A 22,839-nucleotide genomic window follows, 5' to 3' on the forward strand; every position below is an offset into this window, starting at 1 on the left:
ATGTTATATTTAATTATTATTGTTTTTAGTATGATAATTACTTTCTTTTTAAGGACTTTTGATATTATGTTATCTTTTAGGGATAGAAATATAAAGATATCATTTATTGATTCTTTAAAAACTTTATTATTACTTTCAAAAAATCAATTTGTTTTATGTTTTAATTTGTTTAAGACAATGAAATGGAAAGAATTGAAAAGTTATTTATATAGTTATTTATTCCATTTTGATCTATTGGTTACTTTACTAGTATCGATTGTATATGAAGTAGATGAAGCTGTAAAAACAAATCATGTACCAATTTTAAAGGTAGATAAAGATGAATCATTTATGGATAAAATAAAAAGTGCTGTTCCTGAATATAATGATCGGCAGGTTACATTAGCTTCCTGATATTTGATTAGTTGTATTGAAAAGCTCGCTTGATATGAACCTATTAAGTGGAACATAGATCTCAACTTAAGAGGTTCTGTTATGTCGAAATTTAATTATGAGCTAAAATAATGATGGTTATTAATACCTTAATGAGGTTAGTTCAATTCAGTTATGTCAGAGATATGAGATAAAATCACGTATTTTAATATTTAATTGGGTAGACAGATTTAAACAATTGGGAACAAAATAATTAACCACATGGGCAAACATGTAAAATAAATTAAACCGAAGGTTTTTAACAGATCGCCATTATCAAAAGTTAGTTACTGATATCACTGAATTGCGGTACGGTTCTAAATCAAATTCAGAACGTCTTTATTAAAATCTTGTTTTAGATTTATTTTACGGTAAAATCATTTCTTACAGTTTATCCAAATAGCCATATCTTAATTCAGTTTTTTTACTAATAAGTAGAGCAATAAATTATTACAACAATGATCGGATTAAAAATCTAGGCGGCTCATCTGTGATTCAATTCCAGGAGCAAACCAATTAGAAGGGATTATACAATGTGTCCAACTTTATGGTTTTATATCATTACTAGTAGTGTTTATTTTGTGTTAAGGCCATATTTTGTTCATATTAAAGTCCTATAAAACGTTGACCTAATAGTGGGTATAATTTATAAGAATGCTCGAGATGAGATTTGAATTATTGAATGATCTATTATGGAGATGTCCATTCCGGCATCTCTTTTTTTATTCCATTTCATGTTCACTCATTAACAAATCTCCCTCAATAGGATAAACTTAGGTAACAAAAATACCTCATCGTATTTTCCAAAGGAGACTTTGACATGACACAATACATTATTGGAATCGACATTGGCACTTCCAGCACCAAGGCCATCTTGATGACGACCGCTGGTGATATTATTTCGCAGGGCCGTGTTTCGTATTCATTAGAAAACCCGTATCCAGAATGGGCTCAAGAAAATGCGGATGATTGGCTTAATGCGGCTACGACTCTGATTAAAGATCTGGCTGAAAAGGTTGATAGTAAAAATATTATCGGTATTGGAATTGACGGTCTCTATGGAGGATCGGGAGTTCCAGTTGATAAAGCGGGTCAACCACTTGGACCAGCTCTGATTTGGATGGATCGGCGCGCTACTGAAGAAACTGACCAGGCTTTAAAACTCGTTAGTAAAGCTGAACTAATGGACATTACCGGTAATTTGGCGGATCCATACTATGGTTACACTAAAATTATGTGGTTGAAACAACATCAGCCAGAACTTTATCGGGACACTTATCAATTTTTGCCACCCGAATCGTACGTCATCTATAAGTTAACGGGAAATATCAGCATTAATTATTCTGCGGCAGGCAATTTAGCGGGTGTTTTCAATATTAATGATGACGAGTGGTCACCCGAATTAGCCGATAAGCTGGGAATTGACTTGAAGAAATTACCCCAGAAAATGATTGCTAGTACCGACGTTGCCGGAAAAGTGAGTGATGAGTGGGCACAAAAGCTGGACATTAATCCTGGCACGCCAATCTTTAACACGGGTGTTGACGTGGGTCCGGCTACGGTTGGTACTGGTGTGCTTGGAGCCGGGCGCATGACAATCGCACTCGGAACGTCAATGAACGCGGCTTTGGTAACTGACAAACCGCTGAAAGATGATAACTTGATCATCTGGCCCTATGCTTATAAGCCTAAAGAATACTACTATAATTTTGCCGGGGCGAACACTGCTGGTGCCGTGATTGCGTGGTTTACCCGTGAATTTGCGCAGGAAGTCGATAACAATAATGGTACAAGAATGTTGGATGAAGAAAGTGAAGCAGTTCCAGCGGGTAGTAATGGCTTGATTGTCCTGCCATACTTCATGGGTGAGCGCAGTCCGATTTGGGATTCCAACGTACGGGGAACCATCTTTGGAATTTCGATGACGACGAAGCGTTATGAAATGTTCAACGCCTTTCAGGAAGCCATTGCGTACTCGGTGCGTCAAAGCATTGAACAGTTTGGTGATTACATCGGTGATTCGTTTACCCTAGTTGGTGGTGTCAGCAATTCGAAGAAAATGGTCCAGATTATTGCGGACGTGACGGGTAAAACCGTCAAAACGACTGATTCTGGTGGTGAAGCCGACCTTGGAAGTGCCATTTTGACGGGAATTGGGTTGGATCAAATCCATCCTGAGGATGCCGAGAAGTGGATTAAGATTAATGAAAAGGTTGAACCCGATCTTGTAAAACACGAGAAATACAATAAGTATTACGAGTTGTATCGTTTGGCATATACGGATACTAAGGGATTTTATGAAAAGTATAATGAGCTAATAAGTAAATGATGAATTTTTGATATTATTTAATTTTCAAAAAAGAAACCGATTATAGGTTTCTTTTTTTTGCAATGGTCATGCTATACTCATGACAGACGTGGGTTTTGCCCACTCTTAGTCAATTATAATTTAAAAATAATATTAGACTTATGTTAAGGAGTTTTCTTTATGAGTAAAGGAAATAAACGTATAACTCAACGTGATGTGAGATTACTTGATGAGACATTAAAGAATAAAGAAAATGAAAAAGATGTAGAAAATGCATGGAGAACTATCTTTAGAAAATATTTTGTTGAAAATAATGATAAGGAAAGTTCACCTGAAATGAATTCTCCATATAATGTAGATGGTCTAATAACCACTCATGAACTTATTCCAACAAAATTATTAATGGAGTTTAAAGACGGTACTGATTTAAATAAAGATTACGATAGATCACGCATTATGGCACAATGTATCCACTATATGCATATTTTTAAAGAGCAAGGTGAGAGTTTACCTAATGTCATTGTTGGTGCAGACGAAAATCAAGCTTTTGTTTTATATGCACCAAATTTTTATCATTATGTTGATGATAATAAATATAATTGGGATACACGTCCTAGTGATGCTTATAGAAATGACACTAAGTTAATGGACGATCTTACAAAAGATCCTAATATGAAAGTATGGACATATGATTTCTTAGAAAAGGGAATTACTTTAAAGCAAGAATATTTAAATATTAAAAATATGTTTGATGAAATTGATAGTTATACGAAGTTACAAGGTGATAACTTCAAAGTGAGTGTTACTGATAAAAATATTAATGGGTTATTTCTTCAATTTGAGAAAATTGTACTTAAAAATTCTACAAAAGTTAATCCAGTTGATGCAGTTAATGCATTTATGAAATTACTATTAGTTGAAGACCAAGATGAATATTATCAAAATCCAGGGAATCATAATAAACTACACCTACCTAATGATAAATCAATAGATATTAATGGGAGCGAATTTCAAATATTCTTTAAGCGTTATGATAGAAACTTTTCTCCTAACGAGAAAGACAGACTTAAAGATATGGTAGATAGATTAATTAAAGATGATGAACGCAGAAAGAGTGGTGACTTTTGGACTCCTACTATCTGGGCTGATCAAGCAGATAAGGTTTTACAAAAAAGTTTTGGTAATAATTATAAAAATGAAGCTCTTATTTGGGATTGTGCTGCTGGAGATAAAAATTTAACTCGAGATTTCAGCTATGATATGTTATTTTCTTCCACTATTCATCAAGGAGAAGTTAATTTAAGTTCACATAGAAATCCTGAAGCGATTTCTTTTCGATATGATTTTTTAAATGATGATGTTGATAAAAATCCTACCGATAATCCCGATCCATCTAATTGGAAAATGCCTAATCGTTTATATAATAATCTTATTGATGCTTCTAGAACAGGTAAGAATGTAATTTTTTATACTAATCCCCCATTTGCAACGGAAAATAGTAATAAACGAACAAATGGGAAAAGCAAATCAAGTAATTCAAAAAACAACAAAATTGTTTCTTTCATGAAAGAACATAATCTGGGGGGGGCAGCAACACAACAACTATTCTCACAATTTCTTGGAAGAATATTAAAGTTGATTGATGATTTTGATTTAAAGAGAGCTGGTATTGGTTTCTTTATGCCAGCAACTTTTTTTACTGGTGGTAAAGGTTGGCATCTATTCAATAAAAAGTTCTTTGAAGAATTCAAAGTTGATAGAGGTATTGTTTTTAAATCTGACGAGTTTAGTGATACTTCAGGTAATTGGCCTATTGTTTTTGTGACATTAAAATTACAGAAAAATAATATTGAAATTCAGGATATGACAAATAATTTTAAAGTTGAGGAAACTAATTATGACGACAAATCAGGTACTTATAATGTAATTAATAAGGATAATTTAAAGAAGACTATGAGAATGGTTTTTCCACCCGATTTACTAGAAAATAGCTGGGCCTCATTTGATAATTCCTTATCTAATTTTGTTTCTAACTACCCTTCATTAACGTCAGCTATGAAAATCACATCTGGAAAATCATCTGGTAAACTAAAACAAAATTCCCTTGGATATTTACAATTTAAGGGAAGTAGAATATCTGAAAATAGAAGTGGTGTGTGGCTAGCATCAAGTTTAATTTCTAATGGTCATGGATTTAATGTAATAGAAGAAAATTTTGATAAAACTATTGTGATGTTTTCTGCTAGAAGAGCTATTGACAGGAATTGGTTAAATGATAGAGATAATTATCAAATACCAAATGTGGAAAAGAATGGTTACCAGGAATTTGTAAATGATAGTCTAGTATTTTCCCTTTTTGATTCTCAAAGTAAACAAGCGGCTTACAGAAATGGTGGATTTAGTAATTTAAAAAACTTTCAATGTAAGTGGGCAAATCAGTGGTTTTGGGTTGATATTAATACTGTAAAAGAAGAAGCAAATAGGCAGAATCAAGATGTTATATTTAATGATGTAAATGGAGATAAAAATAGATTTGTTACTACTCAATTAAAAAAAAGAGAATTATCTCCAACTGCAAGGAAAGTTTTGGATCAGGCAACTAATGTTTGGAGAAAGTCTTTAAGATTGCGTACTTTAGCTTTATCGGCTGATGATAGTATGTCATATGATGCGTGGGATGCTGGATGGTTTCAAATAAAACAGTTAATTAAGAACTATGGGGGGCCAGGAATTGTTTTCAGATTTAAAGAATTTCGACACTTTATTTAAGAATCTGAAGAATAAAATTGCAGAGGAAGTATATGAATTTGGAATGCTAAGTAAATAGCTTTCTAATTAGTAAAGATATACTTTTATATAATTTATTTTAAAGATCAAGTTGCATTACATTGCGATCAATTTAGTTGTTGGCAGTGTTGGATATAATTAATTAAAAATTAGTGTTCCAAAATCGGTTATTTAATATGATTGTATTTTATTCGAATGTATTATCATTTCTATATGTACATTTTATTTTTGTTTACCTATTTTTAAATAAACTATAACTCACCGCAAGTTCACATTTTTGACTTTCCATTCTCACAGCCACATACTTCTTTTAGATTAAAAAGAAAGAAGTGTGATAAGAATGAAAATTGCAATCTACGGCGCAGGTTCACTTGGCACCATTATTGGTGCTTATTTGACCAAGGCGTATGGCAAAGATCACGTGGATTTGATCGCTGACAATCCCCAACACATCAAAGATTTAAACGAGAAGGGAGCCACCGTTACCGGGACCGCCAATTTTACGGTTCCCGTTTCCGCTAAAACTCCCGATGAATTGAAACTGAATGAGTACGATTTGGTGCTTCTCTTGACGAAGCAAACGCATAACGACGAAGTGCTTCCCAAGGTCAAAGAAGTGTTAAAACCAGATGGCACGTTAGTTTCACTGCAAAATGGGGTTCCAGAAATCGCGGTTTCAAAGGTGATTGATCCTAAGAACATCGTAGCTGGATCGGTTGAATTTGGTGGAACGCAGCTCAATCACAATGAATCTGAATTGACCACCGCCCAACCGGCTTTTGAGAATGCGGCGTTTCAGATTGGTGAACTCGACGGTAAAGGTACGGATCGAATTAAGCAGGTTCAAGCAGTGCTGAATCACGTTGGTGGCACGGCCGTTTCTGATAACTTGCTGGGAACCAAATGGTCCAAACTCTTAGTTAATTCATCATTTAGCGGATTGTCAGCGGCCAGTGATGCAACGTTTGGTCAGATTGCTGACAGTGAAATCGGCTTAAAGGCGGCGTTGAACATTGTCAATGAGGGCTTGAAAGTAGGCCATGCTGACGGTGTAAAATTCGCCAAAATGGGCAACCATGATCTGAGTTCATTGTCCATGGATCACCGTAATGATGAATCGGGTCAACTGGCATATCTCAGGTCAGCCATGGCAAACAGTAAGGACCTGAAAGCTAGCATGTTGCAAGATCTCGAGAAGGGTCATAAAACTGAGGTTAATGACATTAATGGGGTAATCGCTGATACTGGTAAAAAGTACGGCATTAAGACACCTTTTAATGATTTGATAATCAAGATTGTTTCTAACGCGCAGGACACGGGCAAATTACCCCAATTTGACGATACAATGACACAATTTCAAAAGCTCCTAGATAATAAATAGTAAAAAATATGAGAGTATTTTCAACCTTAGTTTGGAAATGCTCTTTTTTGAACTTTACACAACCTTGTAAAATCCCCAGTCTAAGCGCTTTACATTGACTTTATGTGATTCACCCCACATACTTTTTCATGAGTCCACTAATCATTGGACTCGAATAACAGATGGGGAGTGACAAGCATGAAAATTGCAATTTATGGTGCTGGTTCACTCGGCACCATTATTGGAGCTTACTTAACGAAAGCATACGGTAAAAAACACGTTGATTTAATTGCGAATAATGATAAACACATTGGCGACTTAAATAGTCAGGGAGCCCATGTCAACGGATCGGCAGAGTTTAGAGTTCCGGTCTCAGGTAAGATTCCCTGCGAATTACACGCAAATGACTATGACTTAGTACTCCTTTTAACTAAGCAGCCTGATAACGATAAAGTGTTAGATGAGATTAGAAAAGTATTGAAACCCGATGGCACGTTAGTTTCATTGCAAAATGGGGTTCCGGAAGCTACGATTGCGGAAGTAATTGATCCAGAACAAATGGTTGCTGGGTCCGTGGAATTTGGTGGTCGAATGCTTAAAAATAACGAAGCTGAGATTAACACGCTTCTGCCCGCATTTGAGAAGAACGCCTTTCAGATTGGGGAATTGAACGGGAAAGACACCCTACGGATTCGTATCATCCAACACGTCTTAAGCTTTGTTGGTGGAACGCGAATTTCGGGCAATATCCTGGGAGCCAAATGGGCTAATTTATTGGTTAGTGCATCGTTTGGTGGTCTTTCAGCCGCTGGCAACGTCACCTATGGGCAAGTCGCAAACGACGCGATTGGCTTAAAGGGTGCGCTCCACCTTATTTCTGAAGGACTGCAGGTTGGAGCTGCTGAAGGGATCAATTTTGCCAACATGGGTGAGTACGATCCCTACGACTTCGCTTTGAACGGTCAGTACGATGAGGACATGCAACTAAACTGCTTGAGAAGGGCGTTTACTGAAAATGGCAACCTGAAGAGTAGCATGCTCTATGATCTGAAACGGAATCGTCCGACGGAAGTTCATGACATCAACGGTTTAATCGCCAGTAAGGGACGTAAACACTACATTGAAACGCCCTTTAATGACCTCATTATTCAAATTATTGACGAAGCTCAGGATACGAACACGATTCCAGATTTTGCCGACACGAAAGACCGTTTTGCTGACCTTATGAGCAAGGAATTTGCTAGAAAAGCCCTGCCCATGATCGTTTAAGTAATTCTATTTACAGTTACGGTGAATCTCTAAGTTTATTTTAGAGATTCACTTTTTTTATATTTTCATTAACCTACTAATAATCCCAGTCTAAGCGCTTTGTTTTGACTTTCACTTGCTCACGCAACATAATTTTACTGGATTCAACTTTTTTGAATTCGAAAGATACGAGAAAACGTGGGAATATACATCAATAAGAAGTAGGTAGAGATTATGAAAAAAGAGGAACTATTAAAAAAAATCACAACCCCCATTAATGATCCAGCTTTTCCAGAAACCAAAGTTTCATACATTAACCGGGAGTTTGTCTGTTTTAGGTACAAGACGGATGGAGATGCTTTAAAAAAGATTCTCCCAGAACCACTCAAGCCGAGAGGAAACCAGGTTAAGTTTGAATTTATCAAGATGCCAGATGCTACTGGACGTGGTAGTTATACGGAAGCTTGTCAGATCATTCCGTGCACCTTTAAGGGTAAGATGGGAGAATTTACTTTAGCCATGTACGTTGATAACTTTCCTTCGATTGCCTCGGGAAGAGAAACCGCTGCCTTTCCTAAAAAGTTGGGAAAACCACGGGTCTACATTGACGGTACCGAAACCCTGGCTGCAACACTGGACTACGGATCCTTACGTGTTGCCCAGGGAACCATGGGGTACCGATATCAACCCATGGATCTGATGACCGCAGAAGATGAACTGACGCAACCCAATTATCGATTGAACATCATGCGTGACTACGATGGATCGCCTCGCATCGTTGAGCTGACGGAGAGCATGATTACTAATCTGAACGTGAAGGATGCTTGGACCAGTCCAGCCCGTCTGCAGCTCTTTGAACATGTCCACGCTCCGGTGGCTGATTTACCTGTTAGAGAGATGGTGGGCGGAAGTGACATTATCGCCGACCTGACGCTTCCACAACCGAAGAAAATTTATGATTATCTCAGCTAAACTGAATATGTAATATTATGAATCTCTAAAGTTACTTTTAGGGGTTCATTTTTTGTGGTTAAATATACTATATGTTAAAAATGATTATTTGAAAGAAAGGCGAAAAATGACTGTCGCGATCTCAATCTTTATTTTTCTGTTCTTGGTCTGGTTATTGTTTGAATTTATTAGTAGTACCGCTTGTGGCTGTCTCCTACTAATGTTTCTTTTAGCTGCTACCATTGGATTATTTGCGGCTAATTTCTGGATCCTTGGCATCATTATGGCGGTTTTGATCACCGTGGGAGCGTTATTTAATCATTAAGGACTTGTTTTATGTAAATTAAAAGCTTTCAGTTCCAATTATTGGGCTGAAAGCTTTTTTAGATGGAAATTAATTTTTGGGATCATGTTCTTGATGCCACTTTTTGATTTGTTCCAAACGTTCTTTAAACCGAACTTCATGTCCCTGACTGGTTGGCTTGTAGTATACGTGACCAGCTACGGACGGTGGCATCGTCTTCATGGTGGTTAATTTATCCTTATAGTTATGGGCCAGTTCGTAGCCCTTCCCATAGCCTAAGTTTTTCATCAATTTTGTTGGAGCATTTCTGATTTGAAGCGGTACCGGATCATCAGCAGTTTCTTTGACGTCTTTTGCTGCCGCCAAACGGGCCTTATAAAGGGCATTTGATTTGGGCGCCAGTGACAGGTATGTAACGGCTTCAACGAGGTGGACGTCACATTCGGGCATCCCCAAGAACTGACAGGCCTGAAAAACATTAATGGCAACGTTTAAGGCGTTCGTGTCAGCCAAGCCAACGTCTTCACTCGCAAATCGGACTAGTCGACGGGCGATGTAGAGTGGATCCTCCCCACCATCTAACATCCGTGAAAGCCAGTAGATGGCGGCGTCAACGTCACTATTACGCATGGATTTATGCAAGGCGGAGATGATATATATTGTAGTGTTCTTCACCGTTTTTGTCATACAAGACGAACTTATTACTAATTAACGGTTTTAAGTCGTTGAGGGTGATGGTGGTTACGCCATCCTTTTGTTCGCCATTTAAGACTGCCATTTCCAGGGTGTTTAAGGCCTTGCGCGCGTCTCCGTTAGCAAAATTAGCAATCTCATTGATTTCATCTTTGCCGATCTGAACGTGCTGTTTCCCAAAACCATTCGGATTCTTAATGGCATTGTTTAAAAGTGAGACGATGTCATCGGGCTTCAAAGCGTGTAAGACGAAGACCTTACAACGTGACAACAACGCTGAATTCACCTCGAACGATGGATTCTCGGTCGTTGCTCCGATTAAGATGATGCTGCCCTGTTCAACGTAGGGAAGGAAAGCATCCTGCTGCGCCTTATTAAAGCGGTGAATTTCATCCACGAAGACGATGGTTTTCTGGCCCACTTCCTGATCTTGTTCAGCCTGACGCATGATTTTTTTAATTTTACTGATGCTACTGTCGGCGGCACTAAAGCTAAAGAAATTTGATTGGGTCTTTTTGGCGATGATTTCAGCTAAAGTAGTCTTACCAACTCCTGGTGGTCCCCAAAAGATCATGGAGGATACCTGATCGTTTTCAATTAATTCGCGTAAAATTTTGCCGTGACCCAGTAAGTTCTGTTGGCCGACAAATTGATCCAGGTTCTTGGGACGAACCCGACTTGCGAGTGGTTCGTTTTGGTCTGGATTGGCAAATAGGGATTCTTGTCGCATTTGATCACTTCGATTCTCAGAATGAATCTGATTGATAGTATTAATAACATTCAAGTTAGACCACTTGACTCAATCATGCAATCGATGGGACTAAAAAACTCCCTTAATTAAGGGAGTTTGGTTTTAGATTTCGTATGATGGTTTATCTGACAGTAGATCTTTGACCTGCTCATCAAGAGTGGGAAGGGGTCTACCGATGACTTGTGGTAGATCGGGATCATTGTCCGTGTTGTTTTCTAAAATTTCTTGGTGAGTCATCCCGAACTTCACGGCCTGCTCGTCAATGTTTTCGTCGAGGACACCCGCACGAATCATGTCCTGAACGTCGACCATAAAATCAATTGATCCTGATTCAAAGCCCCGTTCAGCCAGTGCTTTGCGATAATTTTCGTCGTTTAGCAGTCTGACCTTAAAATCTTGATTGGTGTTAGCGATTACCGAAGCTGCCAGATCGGCGTAAGTGTGTTCATTTCCATAGAATTCGTAGACGTCTTTCGTCTTTTCATCACTTGCCAAGACTTTGGCAGCGGCATAAGCGTAGTATTTTTCTTCCGCCCATCCAACCTTACCGTCTCCAGCCGAGAAGATGAAGTCTTCGCCGTTAGCGGACCGTTTGATGAAGTTGGCATCATTTTCTAGATACCAGTTATTGCGCAGAAAGGAATGCTTAATTCCGGTATCTGTGATTAATTTTTCGGTTTTAGCATGATCCTTCGCTAATGGAACTTTGGCGATGTTAGCGTGGGGGAAACTGGTATAGGCAATGAATTTGACCTTGGCTTTTACGGCAGCATTAACCACGTTTTCATGTTGAACGTAGCGGGGATGCTTGGGATTCGGTTGTGACGAGACAAACAGGAGCTTATCAATTCCATCGAAGGCTTTGTCCAGACTTTCGGTGTCGTTGTAGTCACCCTTTCTAATCTCAACGCCAGCGGGATACATTTTTTTGGCTTTCTCGGTGTTTCTTGCGATCACGACGATGTCTTCGACTGGCACCAGTCGGATTAAACCCAGAATAGCACGTTCGCCGAAACGACCAGTTCCAGCGGTAACTCCATATTTCATAGTGATTTCTCCTTCGTCTTCATTACTTAAAAATTAGCATTAATCTTTTTAAAAGGCAATTAATCCATTTTATGAAATGATTATTTATGAATGCCTTCGCGATAATGATATAATAAGAACGTATAAACAGAAGAGGAGGGTTTAGTATGAGTGACAGAAGACCTAGTGAAAAACAAGAAAAAAATTTATTGCATAAATTAGAAAAAGACGATCATAAAAAGGATCGTGGCCATGAAAACCGTTCAACTAAGGGTAAAGAAATCCATAAACACATTGAACGTAGTGACCGTCCTGAAGAACCAAATAAGGACCGTAAATAATTAATGGCATAAAAAAAGATCGCGAATTCGCGATCTTTTATTTTGGCCTAGAATGAACGAACAATTAACAAAATTCCGAAGAACATGAAGTAGAATGCTACTAGGAATAATGCAACGGACATTGCCATGGCTGGTTGAAATAATAGGGCAATTCCTAAGATTAAACCAACGATTCCAAGGATAACTTCAAACCAGAAGTAACCCTTGTGGTTCCTTTCAGCAAAACGACTGTACCATAGTTCGAACAGTGAATCGACGATGAACCAGATTGATAACATCAACCAGATGTAGATTCCACCAACGGCTGGATCTAAGAAGATTAAGATACCAATGATGATATCAAGTACACCGTTAATGATTAGCCAAACTGGTGACATTCCTAATGATCGGTCCAGTTGAGAAATTTCAGCGATCTTGAAGATACCTTCAACGATCGATAGGATAGCAATTACGAAAACCAATGCTTTAAATGAGTTCAATGGATTTCTCAAAATGAAGAGTGACAAAATTACACTCAGGATTCCAATAACCAATGAAAACGGATCAAAGCCCTTTGTTTTACTAAACATATAAACACTCCTTTTTTATTTATTAGCCTAAGCTTAAATTCATTTTACCAAAATTTAAGAAATAAGCCACCCTTTGAGATTTGGCGGGGTAGAATATTAGGAAGATTAATTGAAAATGGGAATGATTAAGTGGGGAGTTGACGTATCTTAGTACCGAAGCATTGGGGATTAGTCATGAACGGCTTGAATTGAAAAATTTAAACTATAAAAACATTTTTAAAAATAGTCACATTTGTTAGGTTGCGTCACAAAAATATAATACAATGAGATTTAGTTACATATTTTTACAAATACTTAGTATAGAGGGAAATTTTATTTATGAAAAAGAAAATGCATGTTTGGAAGTACTATGCGGCAGCGTTCATCATCCCAGTTATCGTTGCTTGTATCGTATTTGCCATTTATGGAATCACGCCGTTCGGTAATCATAACTTATTATTGAGTGACTTACTCACCCAATACATGCCATTTTTTAAGCTACTTCGTGATCAAATGCTGCATCATACTCTAAGTTCATACTCATTCTTGGTATCCATTGGTGACAATACGGTGCCAATCTACACCTATTACCTCATGAGTCCATTGAACCTGCTAGTCTCGTGGTTCAGCGTGATTCACTTGCCAATTCTGATTTCCATCATCATCTTGATTAAGATCGGTTTAATTGGTTGGTCAATGGCCTTCTTCTTGAAGGTAAAGTACCAAAGACAAGACATGATGCAGATCATGGCAGCCGTTGCGTACAGTTTATGTGGTTACGTGGCACTCTACTTCTACGATTTCATGTGGCTCGAAGCCTTGATGATTCTCCCACTCTTGACCCTTGGGATTGAACGTCTTTTCTACAAGGGCAAGTGGGGTGGTTATGTGGTTGCTCTGACAGCGATTATCATCATGAATTACTACATGGGGTACATGTTATGTATCTACTCCGTAATCTACTTTGTTTACCTAGTCTTCTTGAATCGCCCTATTAAGACGGGCTTTTGGCACTATTTAAAGGTCCACGGTTCCATGACGTGCAAGTACGTGATCAGTTCGATTATTGCTGCCTTGTTATCTGGTTTCATGTTAATTCCATCAATCGTGGGGATGCTCTCGACTAGTAAAGGGCTCTTCAAGATTTGGGATTTTATTCCATACCCAAGGTTTAGTCCGGCTGTCTTCGCCAATTTAGGGGTGGGTGCCAACAACTTTATGGGACGCTTATCACACGACCCCAGTATTTTTGTGGGAACCATCTTTATCATGGGATTACTGGTGTTCTGGTTCTCTAAAAAGATTTCGAAACGACAAAAACACGCTTCATTTTGGTTGGTGGGTGCCATTTTCTTAGGCATGTGGATTACCACCTTTAACACCATTTGGCACATGTTCCAAAATCCAGCGGGCTTCCCGTATCGTGAAGCCTTCATGTTTGGATTCGTAATGATTATGTTTGCCTACGAGGCCTACATTAATGGTGCGTTTAAGAATAATCGGGTTGTCATAACGGCCGGGTCGATTGTGGCTGCATTACTCGTGATTGGCTACATTTGCGCTGATATCATTATTTTCTTTAACCATATGCAACAGGTAAATAACCAGCTGATTGTTAGCAACACCCATCTGTTGATTGCCATAGTCTTCGTGGCACTGACGACCGGATTGCTAGTAGCCGCTAATCGCTATGGCAAGAAGATTTGGTACCTGATTTTCGCCGTTTTGTGTGTTGAAATGGGTGTCAACCTCTATCTTTCGCTTCAAGGCGAACTGGTTAACGGTGTCAGACAAAGTGCTTCGTTTGGTAATCAGAAGCGTTTTGAGAACGCCTATAACCAGTCAAAGGGAATTATTGATCGAAAAATTGATAATAAGAAGGACCAGACAACTTTCCATCGGAATGACGTTGACAATCAGATTTACAGTCATATTATTAATCAAGCCTATAATCAGTATAATGATTCCATTATCTTTAATTTCAGAGGGGTAAGTGGATACAGTTCTACGCTGAACATGCATACGCAGGACGTTCTCTCTAAACTAGGATTATCATCACGAAACGTCCGAAGAGTCAGTGTCATTGGGAGTTCACCCGTTACAGATCAACTGTTGGGGATTACGAATCATCTGACGATTTTGCCAAACGGGCAGGCCGTTAATAAAAAAGATAACCGATTTAGTGGTCTTGGTTATGCCGTTTCAGATCAGATCGTTAAGACGAAGTTGAAAAAGAACCACGTCTTCATTAACTTAAATAAGTTTGTCCAGCATGAAGCTGGGACCAAGAAGAAGTATATGCATCGGGCTCAGGTAACCGTGAATAGTTCCAATAAACGGCATTACAAGATGCCTAGCTCTTATAACACGAAGTTAATGGACCAAATTGATGGATATGAGTATCATCTTACGATCAATCCAACCATTACCGGGAACCAGTACATGTACTTGGCTAACGCCAATTTGTATAATGATCAGATCTTCGTAAATGGTAAGCCGCTTCCTAACAGATACAAGATGCTTGGAACCGAAAATGTTTACTTGGGTCACTTTAAAAGGGGTGAAAAGTATACCGTAAAACTGGTTGTAACGGATGCGATCAAGGAGAAGAGCTTGCTTAGGAGCTTCTCTGGACTTGATAATGCTGCCTTTAATAAGTTTGTTGATGAGACACAACCTTACAAGTTGCAAATTGATCATCCCGAAAACCTGAAACTTTCTGGATCTGATTTTACTGGTCACGTTAAGACCACGCCAAAACGAAACGTACTGATGTTGAGTATTCCGTACGATAAGGGATGGCATGTGACCGAAAATGGCAAGAAGGTCAAAACCTTGATGGTTGGTGATGGAATGACAGGCTTGAAGTTGAAACCTGGAAAGCACACGCTTCACTTCCATTATCGAACTCCAGGACTAATTCTTGGATTAATTCTGACCCTAGTTGGAATCATTGGTGCTTTCTCAGAATGGTTCTTCTACCGCAAACGAAATAAATAAAAACTAGCATTCCCAAAACACTTTGGGAATGCTTTTTTGTTATAATTAGGTTAGTGTTAAGAAAACGAGTGAGGTAATAACTATGAAAGTAACTGCATATCTAGTACGACATGGACAAACTTATATGAACCTGTACAACAAGGTTCAGGGATGGATTGATTCACCGTTAACCAAGAAGGGTTTGGAAGACGCTGATAATGCTGGTGAGAGACTAAAGGACATTAATTTTGATGCGGCTTTTAGTAGTGATTCGGGACGTGCCATTCAGACCGCCCATCACATTCTGCAAGCTAACAATAATAACATCAACATCATTAGTTACCAGTTCCCGGAATTGCGAGAACAATTTCACGGATATTTTGAGGGTGAAAATCTGGAACAGATGTGGCAATTCGTTGGTGAACAGGTAAAGACCACCTCTGAAGCTGGGGTACTTAAGAACTTTGGACTGGAGAAAGCCCGGGACTTAATCGCAAAGGCTGATTTATATAATAACGCCGAAGACAACAAGACGTTCTGGAAACGGGTTGACCGTGGGATCGATCGAATTCGTGAAAATACGAAAGATGGCGACAAGATCTTGATTGTTTCTCACGGAATGACCATTCGTTCCATCGTTGACCGTTATAATCCAGCTTTGGATATCGGAGAACCAGCTAAGAACGGTAGTATTACCAAGCTGATTATTACCGATAAGGACATTAAGGTTGAGTACTTTAACAATTTAGGTAAGGTATAGAAAAAAGAAGTTGAGATAGATGTCTCAACTTCTTTTTTATTATGTAAATTTTCCAAATGGTTTACTTCGTAGTTTGTGAATAATATAATTAAATCAATTTAAGAAGGAGTGATTGAGATGGTTAAATTATTTGCGAGTCCCAGTAACTATGTTCAAGGACCGGATGTCTTGATGCACAGCGCTGATCGTATTGGTAAATTTGGTAAGAGGGTCCTGTTACTATCAAGTCCGTCGGTATTAAAAATTATTGGTAATGACTTTGCGGAGTACTTAAAAAAGAACGATTTTGACGTGGAAGTAGTTAATTTTACGGGTGAATCATCAGAAAGTGAGATTGATCGGGTAACTAAGATTGGCCAAACTAAAGGTGATAACGTTGTGATTGGGCTTGGTGGTGGAAAAGTATCCGACAGTGCGAAGGCCATTGCGGATAACCTGAATACTACCGTTGTGATTGCACCAACGATTGCCTCTACCGACGCTCCGTGCTCGCGTCTTTCGGTGATTTATACGGACAATGGTCAATTTGACCACTATCGCTTTTACAAGAAAAATCCTGACATGGTTATTTTGGATACGAAGGTCATCAGTCATGCCCCAGTGAAATTCTTGATTGCTGGAATGGCGGACGCTATGGCTACCAACGTTGAAGCAACTGACACCCGAAAGTCCGATGGAACTAACATGCTGGGTGGAAAATCGACATTGGCTGGTGAATCAATTGGACAAAAGTGTGAACAGACACTGTTCAAGTATGGAAGTCTAGCGGTAGCCGCTAACGTGGTTGGATCTGTGACACCAGAACTTGATAATATCGTTGAAGCCAATACGCTTCTTAGTGGAATTGGGTTTGAAAGTGGCGGATTAGCTGCCGCACACGCTATTTACAACGGTTTTACGGCCTTAAGTGGTGAAATTGACCAATTATCCCATGGCCAGAAAGTTGCCTTTGGGACTCTATGTGAACTTGTTCTGACTGGTTCAGATCATCGGCGCTTCGAGAAGTACTTGAGTTTCGACTTAGAATTTGGATTACCGACCACGTTGGAAGACTTAAAATTGGGAACTGCCAGTGATAAAGAGTTAATGAGGGCTGCCACGCAGGCATGTGATCCAAGTGATACTATGGTTAACTTACCAGTCTCCGTCACTCCAATCGACGTGATGAACGCCATGAAGACCGTCTCAGAATTCAGTCATGAATATCAGGTTAAGAATGGACTTGGTGATTAAAATGCAAACTCGTGATGATGTCATCAAATACATTAAAAAGCAATTTGACGTTGAACCAGACCATCCCTTTAAGGAATACCCGAAGTACTTGGCATTTCGCCACAAGGACGACCAAAAGTGGTTTGCTCTGATTATGGACGTTCCAAAAGACCGATTGGGATTAGATGGAACCGATGAAATTGACGTACTGGACGTGAAGGTAGATCCAGACGTTGCTGGTCTTTTGAAACAATCGAAAGGCTATTTGCCCGCCTATCATATGAATAAGGAACACTGGATCACGATTGTGTTGGGTGACGTGGATTCAAAACAGGTTCAAAAGATGATAAAAGATAGCTTTAAAATGACCCAATAGTGAGGATTACTGCTAAATAAACTATGATGGCGAGTGAGAACCAACCATCTAATTTCCTAAAATGGGTTTCATGATAACGAGTGGTTTTTGAATTAGTTGCGTAGCCGCGGGCATCAAGAGCATCACTCATCTTGTTAGCATGATTGGTGATAGCGAATAACAACGGAATGATGAGTTGAACGTGGAGTTGGATTTTCTTTGTCAGTTTTGCTGGAGAGAAGTCAACTCCACGACTGATTTGAGCGGTTTTAATGTCGTTTAATTCATTTAAAATGATGGGTACGAATTGTAAGGTAAGTGTCACCATGAGCGAAAGTTGTGGCACCGGAACATGGAAGAATCGCAGCGGACTGATCAAGCGTGACATTCCCTGGGCCAGTTCGGTTGAACTTGTGGTAAAGGATAGGAGAGCAGCGACCAGGATCATGAGGATGATTTTGATACAAATTTGAAGTCCATCCAACCAGCCACTGATGTTGACGTGGCTAAGACTCAAGTGGTGACTCGGAAAGATTCCATGATAAATTAAGATAAACACTAAGATGAATAAAATGGGTTTGATTGAACTTAATGCCATTCCGAGTTTGATTTGGGCCAAATAATACAACCAAAGTAAAACTAAAACGTTCATTCCAAGTTGAAATGGGGTAGTTGTCCACATAAAAGCCATGGTTATGATGGTGATGGAAATGAGTTTAGTCCGCGGATCTAACCGATTGAGAAATGAGTGGTTGTCAACGTATGAACCGAAGATGAAGTTATCCATGTTTAATTTGTGCTATGAGACTGATTTTTTTGGTGGCGACACAAATTAGACTGACGATAACGGCTTTGATGAAATCACCTGGGATGAACGCGAGATTGGAAACTAGAGACGCCATGACTGACATGTGGGCAATTACTGAGAGATATAAAGCACCAAAAAAGTCGATCAGAATGACTCCACCAATGATATTCACAATGAGGTATTTCCAGAAGTTAATCTTCTTCCATAACTTTTCAACTAGGTAGCCGATGACAAAAGCTGCGATGGGCCAGATGATAAAGTATCCACCAGTGGGTCCAGTTAGAATTCCCAGGCCACCGCGTCCTCCAGAAAGGACCGGCAGACCAATTAACACAAGGATTACCACCAGCAGGGAACTGATGAAGCCATTCTTCTTACCAAGAAAGCTGCCTTGCAGCATGACACCCATGCTTTGGATGGTGATTGGTACTGGGATGAATGGCAGTGTGATTGGTGGAAAGAGGCCTAAAACGATGACGATGGCCGCAAATAATGCATCATAGACGAGTTCTTTGGTTTTCATGAGTAATTATCTCCTTAATAAGTGACTGAATGTGTTTAATTAAGGATAGCGATTAGATTATCATTCTACAATCACTTTTTGGGATCATTATCTTGACATAATGTTACGTAAGAACTTTGGCTTGGTAGTGTTGTAGACACATAATTAAATATGCAACTTTAGTTCCCTTAAAAGAATTATGTGGTGGTTTAATTGTTGACAAATTTTATCCTAAATCGTAAAATTAATGTGTAATAAAAAAAGGAAGAGATGCTAGGACATCCCTTCCATATTCGCAAGTTTGGTGCGGTTTTTTGGGTGAGCTAATCAGTTATGATTAGCTTTTTTTATTATAGCGTACGCTTTGGCAAAATTAATTGCCGAAACGGATACTATGAATAGTCCTAAACAAACGGACAATCCCAAAGAACCTTCCCATTCTGTGATTTCATGTCATCAGCTCCTTCTCGTTTGGTTGATGAAGCTGGATGTAACCACATGAAGCTTGCTAAAGCTTTCCTTTCTGGGAGCTACCCAGGAATTAATTACTCTATTAATTATTTTATCTCATATGATAAACAAAAGCACTAATTATTTTTAATAAGAATCAATCTACAATAAAGAGGTCACACAGTTGTGTGACCTCTTTATTTCTTCTAAAAGAACTGTTTAATGTTATTTGTAATCTTTCGCATATCACGATCATCCAACTTTGCAACCAGCTTAGTTTCACTTCTAACTTCCATGTCTACGGTTCGAACGTGCTGTAACATGGCCGTTCTTGTTGTTAACCTGGAAGTAAAGTGGTGATTTAACGTACTTTTTTTCTTCTAAGTACTTCTCTGATGAACTAATTGGAATCACAATCACCGTGTTCATTAAACGATTGTAGTGATTGTTACTAACCACCAAACATGGCCGCTTTTTCTTCGTTTCAGTGCCAAGTGCTGGTTCAAGATTGACGAAGTAAATTTCGCCTTGTTTACAATTCATTAATCGATAACCTCCGACCCTTGGTCAGGACCCCAGTCCGTTTCGGGACTGCTGACGTTACCGTATTTCTTTTCCTGGTCCTCCACGATTTTCCAGAAGTCTTCAAAAGACTCTTTGGGTGCAATCGTGATCGAACCATCTTTTTGAATCGTAAACTCAACCTGATCGTTCTGCTTGAGATCGAGAATGTCACGGACGGTTTTCGGAATCGTGATTTGATTCTTACTTGTCATCGTGGCGGTAATTTTAATTTTGTTTGTAAACATGCACTAACCTCCCATATGCCCTCTTCTAATGTAGCTCAAAATTAAAAGAAAGGGAAACGATTTGTGCTTAAACCATTCTTTTATCAAACCATTTCGCAAGTAAGGAAAGACCGTAGTTAATAATGAAGTACATGATCGCAATGGTAATGAACATCGGAATCATGTAGTTGGGGTTTTGACCGTAAATAACTTGTGATCGGAAGGTTAATTCTGGGAGCACAATGGCAGTGGCCAACGAAGTGTCCTTAACTAGTGAAATGAATTGGGAAATGAGGGGAGGAATCGATTTCTTTAGAGCCTGGGGCAAAAGAATGTGCCAGAGGGTCTGAACCTTATTCATCCCGGTCGAGAGGGCTCCCTCAGCTTGATCAGCACCAACTGAGAGAAGGCCGCCCCGAATGATTTCACCAACCATGCTGGCTTCAAAGACCGACATGGCAACGACGGTGGCCGCAAAAGCGTTTAATTCCACTCCTAGCTTTGGCAAAGCAAAGAAGGTGAAGAAGATCAGAAGCAAGAGAGGTAGGTTTCGGATGGTATTAGAAATGAACCGAACCGTTTTGGTGAAGTAGGGGACCTTTTCAAATAGAATGATTCCAATTAAGGTTCCTAACACGAAACTGATTAGGATTGAAATTACCGAAACTACGATGGTGACAACTAGACCACCCAGTAAGTAATGCATGTTAATTAAACTAAATGCTCCACTCATTCTGTGGCACCCCCATTCACTTTACTTTCAATGATGCTCATGCACTTAGAGACGGAGACGGTGATAATTAAGTACATAATTCCAACGATGATGTAGGTGTTGAACGGATCTAGATTTTCACCCGAAATAACGTTAGCTTGGTACATTAAATCAAATCCGGCCACGAATGACAGAATTGATGAGTTTTTAACTAGATTAATGAATTGGTTTCCAAGTGATGGAATTGCCAATTTAAAGCCCTGTGGCAAGACCACCTGAACCATGGCCTGAGTGTACGTAAGTCCGTTGGCTCGAGCTCCTTCCATTTGACCTGGATCAACCGAGTCGACTCCACCTCGGATACATTCGGCGATGAAGGCAGAGGTGTAAAGGATCAGGCCAATGGTTCCGGACCAGAATCCTGAAATGTGAAAGTCAGCGGCGACCACCACGTAGAAGAAAAGGGTGATAACTAGAAGTGGAATGTTACGGAAGAATTCCACAAACGCACTCCCAATGAACTTCAGAAATTTATTGGGTGCCATCTCTAGGAGGGCAAAGATGGTTCCCAAGACTAAGGATCCTACTAGGCCAACGATTGAGGATAAGATGGTGATCCAGAAGCCGTCTAATAGGGTTTTCCAATTTTCAAGAAAGATATTTATCATTTTTCTAGACTCCTCCAATCTAATCCAGGAACGTGTGAGAACCATTTTTTAATCAATTTGTTATAGGTACCGTTGGCAATGACTTGTTCCAATGCCTTGTTCATGGCGGACCTTAATTCTGGTTGATTCTTGTTCATGGCCAGTCCGTAAGGCTGGTTGGTAAATGGTTTTCCAACAACTTTGGTGGATCGATTTTGATCAGCTAAACCATATAAAATGGCGTTATCGGTAGTAACGGCAACACCTTGACCAGACTCAAGGGCACTTAGGGCCTGAGAATTATCTGGCATTGAGATGACTTTAGCCTTGGGTGCGAACTGTTTCATGGTCTGAACCGCAGTGGTCCCAATCGTGGTGATCACGGTGTACTTCGGACTGTTTAACTGCTTAATGTCTTTGATTGGTGAATCTTTTTTAACCAGGATGGATTGTCCAGCTGGGAAATACGGTTTAGTAAAATCAATCACTTTGGCACGTTCAGGAGTGATAGTCATGGTAGCGGCGACCGCCTCTACCTGATGGTTCTTTAGTAACTGAATTTTCGAATTAGTTGTAACCGAAGTGAATTCGGGTTTAATTTTCGTTCCAGCGTTTTTAGCCATTTGGGCGGTAATGGCACGTGCCATATCAACGTCGAAGCCTTCACTTTGACCAGTTTTCGGACTGATCAGACCAAACAAACGCGTATCACCCTTTACACCCCAGCGCATCACGTGACTACTTTTAATTTTATTATAGTCGTTGCTGTCGACTGCTTGGTGCTTTTTGGCCTCAAGGCCACCGAAGATTCCGCCGATGATCACGATGACTAAGACGATGGAGGCAATTAAACCCACTCGTTTTAACTTAAATTTACTCATGGAATCTACCTCACTTT

Annotated in this window: 22 protein-coding genes and 1 pseudogene; 13 read left to right on the forward strand and 10 right to left on the reverse strand. The window is 39.3% G+C overall.

The window, feature by feature from the left end; genetic code table 11:
• From FC73_RS03140 to FC73_RS03170, 8 genes are all read left to right on the forward strand, one after another.
• A complete protein-coding gene (locus tag FC73_RS03140) occupies positions 1-393 on the forward strand; it encodes a hypothetical protein (protein WP_010022444.1) in 393 nt (130 codons plus the stop codon).
• 460 nt (positions 394-853) lie between these two features.
• Complete coding sequence (locus FC73_RS07180) at positions 854-931, forward strand: hypothetical protein (RefSeq protein WP_478210285.1); 78 nt, start codon at positions 854-856, stop codon at positions 929-931.
• A gap of 300 nt (positions 932-1,231) precedes the next feature.
• Entirely contained in the window at positions 1,232-2,740 is a 1,509-nt protein-coding gene (locus FC73_RS03145) for an FGGY-family carbohydrate kinase (RefSeq protein ID WP_010022445.1), read from the forward strand.
• 159 nt (positions 2,741-2,899) lie between these two features.
• A complete protein-coding gene (locus FC73_RS03150) occupies positions 2,900-5,488 on the forward strand; it encodes a hypothetical protein (RefSeq protein ID WP_010022446.1) in 2,589 nt (862 codons plus the stop codon).
• Between the two features lie 358 nt (positions 5,489-5,846).
• The gene (locus FC73_RS03155) at positions 5,847-6,887 is read left to right on the forward strand and encodes a ketopantoate reductase family protein (protein ID WP_010022447.1); all 1,041 of its coding nucleotides are present in this window, start codon (positions 5,847-5,849) and stop codon (positions 6,885-6,887) included.
• 177 nt (positions 6,888-7,064) lie between these two features.
• A complete protein-coding gene (locus FC73_RS03160) occupies positions 7,065-8,135 on the forward strand; it encodes a ketopantoate reductase family protein (protein ID WP_010022449.1) in 1,071 nt (356 codons plus the stop codon).
• Between the two features lie 213 nt (positions 8,136-8,348).
• The gene (locus FC73_RS03165; protein ID WP_010022451.1) at positions 8,349-9,086 is read left to right on the forward strand and encodes an acetoacetate decarboxylase; all 738 of its coding nucleotides are present in this window, start codon (positions 8,349-8,351) and stop codon (positions 9,084-9,086) included.
• Between the two features lie 52 nt (positions 9,087-9,138).
• A complete protein-coding gene (locus tag FC73_RS03170) occupies positions 9,139-9,390 on the forward strand; it encodes a hypothetical protein (protein ID WP_010022452.1) in 252 nt (83 codons plus the stop codon).
• Positions 9,391-9,459: 69 nt separating this feature from the next.
• Here the strand turns inward: FC73_RS03170 and FC73_RS03175 are convergent.
• Positions 9,460-10,792 (reverse strand): annotated as a pseudogene (locus FC73_RS03175) (replication-associated recombination protein A).
• 123 nt (positions 10,793-10,915) lie between these two features.
• Entirely contained in the window at positions 10,916-11,860 is a 945-nt protein-coding gene (locus tag FC73_RS03180) for an NmrA family NAD(P)-binding protein (protein WP_010022454.1), read from the reverse strand.
• A gap of 146 nt (positions 11,861-12,006) precedes the next feature.
• Here FC73_RS03180 and FC73_RS06985 point away from each other — a divergent pair, with 146 nt between their 5' ends.
• A complete protein-coding gene (locus FC73_RS06985) occupies positions 12,007-12,180 on the forward strand; it encodes a hypothetical protein (RefSeq protein ID WP_010022456.1) in 174 nt (57 codons plus the stop codon).
• Between the two features lie 47 nt (positions 12,181-12,227).
• Here the strand turns inward: FC73_RS06985 and FC73_RS03185 are convergent, their stop codons facing one another.
• Positions 12,228-12,749 (reverse strand): HdeD family acid-resistance protein, encoded by a 522-nt coding sequence (locus tag FC73_RS03185; RefSeq protein ID WP_010022457.1) that lies wholly within the window; start codon positions 12,747-12,749, stop codon positions 12,228-12,230.
• Positions 12,750-13,067: 318 nt separating this feature from the next.
• Between FC73_RS03185 and FC73_RS03190 the strand changes: the two genes are divergently transcribed.
• The 4 genes from FC73_RS03190 to FC73_RS03205 all read left to right on the forward strand — a co-directional run bounded on the left by FC73_RS03190 (position 13,068) and on the right by FC73_RS03205 (position 18,055).
• Positions 13,068-15,728, forward strand: a complete 2,661-nt coding sequence (locus FC73_RS03190; RefSeq protein WP_010022458.1) for a YfhO family protein — start codon at positions 13,068-13,070, stop codon at positions 15,726-15,728.
• Positions 15,729-15,810: 82 nt separating this feature from the next.
• Positions 15,811-16,467 (forward strand): histidine phosphatase family protein, encoded by a 657-nt coding sequence (locus tag FC73_RS03195; protein WP_010022459.1) that lies wholly within the window; start codon positions 15,811-15,813, stop codon positions 16,465-16,467.
• A gap of 117 nt (positions 16,468-16,584) precedes the next feature.
• Complete coding sequence (locus tag FC73_RS03200) at positions 16,585-17,700, forward strand: glycerol dehydrogenase (protein WP_010022460.1); 1,116 nt, start codon at positions 16,585-16,587, stop codon at positions 17,698-17,700.
• Position 17,701: 1 nt separating this feature from the next.
• Positions 17,702-18,055 carry an MmcQ/YjbR family DNA-binding protein gene (locus tag FC73_RS03205; protein WP_029327169.1) on the forward strand — a complete coding sequence of 118 codons (354 nt, stop codon included), beginning with the start codon at positions 17,702-17,704 and terminating at the stop codon, positions 18,053-18,055.
• Here FC73_RS03205 and FC73_RS03210 read toward each other — a convergent pair.
• The 7 genes from FC73_RS03210 to FC73_RS03240 all read right to left on the reverse strand — a co-directional run bounded on the left by FC73_RS03210 (position 18,039) and on the right by FC73_RS03240 (position 22,822).
• Positions 18,039-18,821 (reverse strand): energy-coupling factor transporter transmembrane component T family protein, encoded by a 783-nt coding sequence (locus FC73_RS03210; RefSeq protein ID WP_010022463.1) that lies wholly within the window; start codon positions 18,819-18,821, stop codon positions 18,039-18,041. The genes FC73_RS03205 and FC73_RS03210 overlap by 17 nt on opposite strands.
• Positions 18,814-19,365, reverse strand: a complete 552-nt coding sequence (locus tag FC73_RS03215) for a biotin transporter BioY (protein ID WP_010022465.1) — start codon at positions 19,363-19,365, stop codon at positions 18,814-18,816. The genes FC73_RS03210 and FC73_RS03215 overlap by 8 nt, the downstream gene beginning before the upstream one ends.
• Before the next feature lie 714 nt (positions 19,366-20,079).
• Positions 20,080-20,337, reverse strand: coding sequence for a type II toxin-antitoxin system PemK/MazF family toxin (locus FC73_RS03220; RefSeq protein WP_010022468.1), 258 nt, complete (start codon positions 20,335-20,337; stop codon positions 20,080-20,082).
• The gene (locus tag FC73_RS03225) at positions 20,337-20,603 is read right to left on the reverse strand and encodes an AbrB/MazE/SpoVT family DNA-binding domain-containing protein (RefSeq protein ID WP_010022469.1); all 267 of its coding nucleotides are present in this window, start codon (positions 20,601-20,603) and stop codon (positions 20,337-20,339) included. The genes FC73_RS03220 and FC73_RS03225 overlap by 1 nt, the downstream gene beginning before the upstream one ends.
• A 67-nt stretch (positions 20,604-20,670) precedes the next feature.
• A complete protein-coding gene (locus tag FC73_RS03230) occupies positions 20,671-21,315 on the reverse strand; it encodes an amino acid ABC transporter permease (protein WP_010022470.1) in 645 nt (214 codons plus the stop codon).
• On the reverse strand, positions 21,312-21,962 hold the full coding sequence (locus FC73_RS03235; RefSeq protein ID WP_040472333.1) for an amino acid ABC transporter permease: 651 nt from the start codon (positions 21,960-21,962) through the stop codon (positions 21,312-21,314). Before FC73_RS03235 ends, FC73_RS03230 begins: the two co-directional genes overlap by 4 nt.
• Positions 21,959-22,822, reverse strand: coding sequence for a transporter substrate-binding domain-containing protein (locus tag FC73_RS03240; RefSeq protein ID WP_056936288.1), 864 nt, complete (start codon positions 22,820-22,822; stop codon positions 21,959-21,961). The genes FC73_RS03235 and FC73_RS03240 overlap by 4 nt, the downstream gene beginning before the upstream one ends.
• Positions 22,823-22,839 lie beyond the last annotated feature (17 nt).

The organism is Fructilactobacillus fructivorans (assembly GCF_001434095.1).
GTDB classification, from domain to species: Bacteria; Bacillota; Bacilli; order Lactobacillales; family Lactobacillaceae; genus Fructilactobacillus; species Fructilactobacillus fructivorans.